Annotated in this window: 6 protein-coding genes and 2 pseudogenes; 1 reads left to right on the top strand and 7 read right to left on the bottom strand. The window is 32.2% G+C overall.

The features are described from left to right. The 5 genes and pseudogenes from AC1DTM_RS20025 to AC1DTM_RS20005 form a co-directional block, all read right to left on the bottom strand. On the bottom strand, positions 1–174 hold a 174-nt coding region (locus AC1DTM_RS20025; RefSeq protein WP_477000718.1), incomplete at its 3' end, for an SMI1/KNR4 family protein. A gap of 4 nt (positions 175–178) precedes the next feature. Beyond that, positions 179–619 (bottom strand): SMI1/KNR4 family protein, encoded by a 441-nt coding sequence (locus tag AC1DTM_RS20020; RefSeq protein ID WP_088099274.1) that lies wholly within the window; start codon positions 617–619, stop codon positions 179–181. Continuing rightward, positions 616–1,104 carry an HNH endonuclease gene (locus AC1DTM_RS20015; RefSeq protein ID WP_033714099.1) on the bottom strand — a complete coding sequence of 163 codons (489 nt, stop codon included), beginning with the start codon at positions 1,102–1,104 and terminating at the stop codon, positions 616–618. The genes AC1DTM_RS20020 and AC1DTM_RS20015 overlap by 4 nt, the downstream gene beginning before the upstream one ends. 123 nt (positions 1,105–1,227) lie before the next feature. Then, positions 1,228–1,320, bottom strand: a pseudogene (locus AC1DTM_RS20010) (DNA/RNA non-specific endonuclease); the annotation flags it as partial. A 395-nt stretch (positions 1,321–1,715) separates the two neighbouring features. Beyond that, positions 1,716–2,090 (bottom strand): immunity protein YezG family protein, encoded by a 375-nt coding sequence (locus tag AC1DTM_RS20005; protein ID WP_002110814.1) that lies wholly within the window; start codon positions 2,088–2,090, stop codon positions 1,716–1,718. 22 nt (positions 2,091–2,112) lie between these two features. Between AC1DTM_RS20005 and AC1DTM_RS20000 the strand changes: the two are divergent. Further along, positions 2,113–2,532 (top strand): annotated as a pseudogene (locus AC1DTM_RS20000) (DDE-type integrase/transposase/recombinase); the annotation flags it as partial. A gap of 62 nt (positions 2,533–2,594) precedes the next feature. Here the strand turns inward: AC1DTM_RS20000 and AC1DTM_RS19995 are convergent. Together AC1DTM_RS19995 and AC1DTM_RS19990 are read right to left on the bottom strand one after the other, a co-directional pair. Further along, on the bottom strand, positions 2,595–3,293 hold the full coding sequence (locus AC1DTM_RS19995) for an SMI1/KNR4 family protein (protein WP_002110815.1): 699 nt from the start codon (positions 3,291–3,293) through the stop codon (positions 2,595–2,597). A 38-nt stretch (positions 3,294–3,331) separates the two neighbouring features. Continuing rightward, complete coding sequence (locus tag AC1DTM_RS19990; RefSeq protein WP_477000717.1) at positions 3,332–3,829, bottom strand: hypothetical protein; 498 nt, start codon at positions 3,827–3,829, stop codon at positions 3,332–3,334. Positions 3,830–3,836: the final 7 nt, after the last annotated feature.

Below are 3,836 nucleotides of genomic sequence, written 5' to 3'. Positions count from 1 at the left end.
TTTCTTAGTTGTATCATTAGTTTTAAATCTTCGTTGCTCAGTTTTCCCTCCATTTTTAGACAGCAAAAATTGTTTATAATCATCAGGGAACAATATACCATACTTATTTTCGAAATCTTCGATATCTTCAATGCCAATAGAGGTAAAAGTATATTCAAAATCTAAATTCCTCATACAATTAACCTTCTTTCCTGTTCATTTTTTTTTGCTCAATCAATTCAGAAAAAGAGTCGCATATTAATTTAATTTTCTCCTCATTCACTGATTCCTGATCATAGAAAACTACTGACGGAGAATCTTTAGTATCACAGTAATTAAAACAAATCAGTCCCCCAAATGGGTCTCTTGCAAATGGAATAATACCTTCCGGAAGTGAAGTTAATTCATAAACAACTTCTATATTTGCATCTTTGCTTGTAAAACTTAATAGACAATCAAAGACTGCTCCACCCTCATCATCATTAATATCATAAATATTAGGCTCAGGATAACCACCGTTATTTTTTTTAATGCATTCACGGTAATCATCTGGAAATCTGACACCAAATGAATTCTCCACAGCAATAATTACTTGCTCATCTATCGCTCCATCCGTAAATAGCCAAGTTACTCGGCTCATTTTATCATCTCCAAAATAATTTTCTTCAGTTTACCTGTTCTACCGTCATCTCTACCACCTGTATGACCCGCAACCTGATGTTCATAGTAATCAACAAGTTGCATTTTACCAGTCTCTTGATGATGATGCCATGTGACTGATTTTGGCTTCTTACCTAATTTGAATAGCTCAATATCTGTTTGGCTGAATTGTTTTGCTAAGTTTGGATCTTTCATTATATCGTCATATAATTTTTGTGAGAGATATTTAAACTGCACTGAGTCAGGCTCTATATGATATGACTCTGATAAAGATGTTTCATATTTTGAATTAAAAATTGGGTAATCATCTTTATCATATTTAACTTTATAAGTTTCCCCATTTTTCTTAGATGTAAATGTATAAGTAGTAATTCCTGTAGAATCATCTACTACTTTTTCTTCAAAATCTCTTGGTTTATTAGGTTTTCTACTATAAGGAGGTAAATCTCTAGCTGCTTTTGTCATAGCTTCTTCATATTCTGCAGTTCTTTCATTAGTCGGTTTAATTTTTTTAGTTTGAGTACCTTTACCCGTACCCTTAACCCCACCACTCTCCAAATTCGAGATCCTACTCTGAATACTCGCCTTTGAGGCATCATGAGCTTCTTTTACGCTTTCACTGAAGTTCGTTCCACCGTATCTACGTACGCTTCCATCAAGTAATACTTCTTCACCTCTAATGAAGGAGAAAGCTATTATTCAAACCTTTTACTAATGTATTTTCAATTATATAATACTAGTAATTTCTGTTAGCCCTAATTCATAAAAATAATTTTTATACACTCAAAGCATACCTATCTATTAAAAAACACTTGTTGCCTTTAGTCGACAATCAAGTGCTTTAAGTTCATATGTTTTTAAGTAGCATAAATTTGTAAGATTTATAAGATCTGTAAGTTTTGTATTAACAGTACGACACCTTTTTCATGCCATGACAACTACTAAGTTAAAATTGACGAGCTTGTACGAGTTCTTAGTTTAATATATTTTCCATGTGATTATATTCATCACCCAGTAAAATGTCATCTCGCCTAAGCTCGTACTTCGTTTTCTATTCTATCATTGCATGTAGTACTCTATGATGGTATAACCATCATAGAGTACTTATTTTTTAACAGCCTATTCCTTTTTCTGTCTTTTTCTATAATCTTACCTCTTTGTATCTGGTCAACTGAGTATTCATATCCTGCTCTATTTAACCAAGTCACATTATTGGGATACTCATCTAAATACTTGGCAATTAAATCTTTACTTTTACTATTATCTAGTTCTGTTCCTAAATATTTATATTCCAAAATAACTAACTGGCCATTAAAGATATAATCAGTATTGAACCAATTGGTATAATCATAATGTACCTTCAGCTTTCCATCGCTATCAAGAGATAGTGTAAAAAAGCACCAAAGTTCTTGCTCATTCTCTTTAAAAATCTTTCTAAGCTCATCACTCAATTTATAAAAACATCTTCTTTTCTATCGAGCGATTGATAAAGATGGACATACATTGTATATTCAGCTCCACAAAAAACAAGAGCGTCAAGCGGCTTATGCCTTTATGAAAAGACTAGTAAAAACATTTGGAGAAGCAACGGTTCTCACAACAGACAAGGCTCCCGCGTTACTTTGCTCATTCAATAAATTGAGAGAACAAGGTCATAAGCATACCATCCATTGCACAATCAAGCATTTGAATTACCTCATCGAACAGGATCATAGACATATCAAGTGACGTTTTTCCAAATCCGCAGGATTTCAAAGGCTTCGCCATGCTTTACGTACCTTAAAAGGCAACTAAACTATTCATGCCCTATATAAATAAAAACGAAGTTTACAACAACCAAACTTAGTTTTTTCGACGTACAATGAATTAGAGAACCTATTCAAAGTTGTATAAACTCTACCTACTAAATGAGGATTTTTTTGTTTATATAAAAACTTTGCAACAGAACCTTTAAACTAAACTTCAAATCCAATTACTATCCATTCATCAACTATGTCCCAAAAATTCATATTATATCTAGGCTCTTTATTCGTCCACCATAAAGTCGCATTATCATTATTAGAATTCTTATAATCTACTGCAACATAACCACCCATACCACTTTTAAAGAAACCAAAAGTAGTTTGTAAATCAATTTGTAAAGGCTCTTCTAACTCCTCAATAATACCCCATTCATCATCATCAAAAAAAGTTACATTTTCTAAAGGAACTAAACCCATAGATTGGCTCGCATAAAAATAGAAACCATTATGAACAGTTCGATAAAAATTTCGTATTGTTGAAGGAATCTTATCCCAAGATTTTTCTAATGCTTCATTATTAAACTCATCTTTGGGATTTCCCCCCTCATAATATAGAATTTCACCATTATCTGTTTTAATAGTGTATAAAATTGAATATCTACCATTTATGTCCATAAGCTCTACTTCTTCAAGGTGCCTAGACAAATAAGAAATAGTGTTTCTTATTTCCACTCCTACTTGCTCTTTCCATATCGATAAAATACTCTCAACTCTCTTGTCTACGTTTTCTTCTTGAAACAATTCATACCATGAATTTGGTATTTTCTCACAATCAAGTTTATTAATCTCATGGCATGATATAAGTTGTGCATTTCTTTTATATTTTCTTAAAAACCCAAGTTTTTGTTCCATAATGCTATGTCATCTCCTTTATTTATCTATATCCTTTTTTATTTCCTTTCAACAAAATCATCAATTTGTTTTTGTAATTTCATTTCTAATTCTTTTTCCTTCTTTATCATCTCTTCTCTAAACTTAGGATCAACTTCAATTTTTTCTTTCTTATAAATTGTCCAATCAGAATAAGATTTAGACCCCTTAGATTTATTGGCTGCTTCACTTAATCCTAAAAAATTCTCTTCATTATTTAAAACCTTAAGTTGTTGTTCTTTTGTTAGTTTATCAAAATTTTCCATCTTAGCTATATTTTTCATTGATACAATATGATCAGCTTGAAGTCTATCTGTAATATACTTACCAGGTAAAGCAGGGTCAGGCGTTCCTATTTTATCCTCAATGCCCTCATTAACTTTTTCCCGTAGCTTTGCAGTAGGCGTTCCATCTCTTAATTCATCATATAATTCCTTTGAGATTCTTCTTTCCCCGTATCGAGGCGGTGTTCCAATATCACCCGTACCCTTAACCCCACCACTCTCCAAATTCGTAATCCTACTC

This window comes from Bacillus sp. P4_D3 (assembly GCF_056401855.1).
This window is presented reverse-complemented; position numbering and strand designations above follow the sequence as displayed.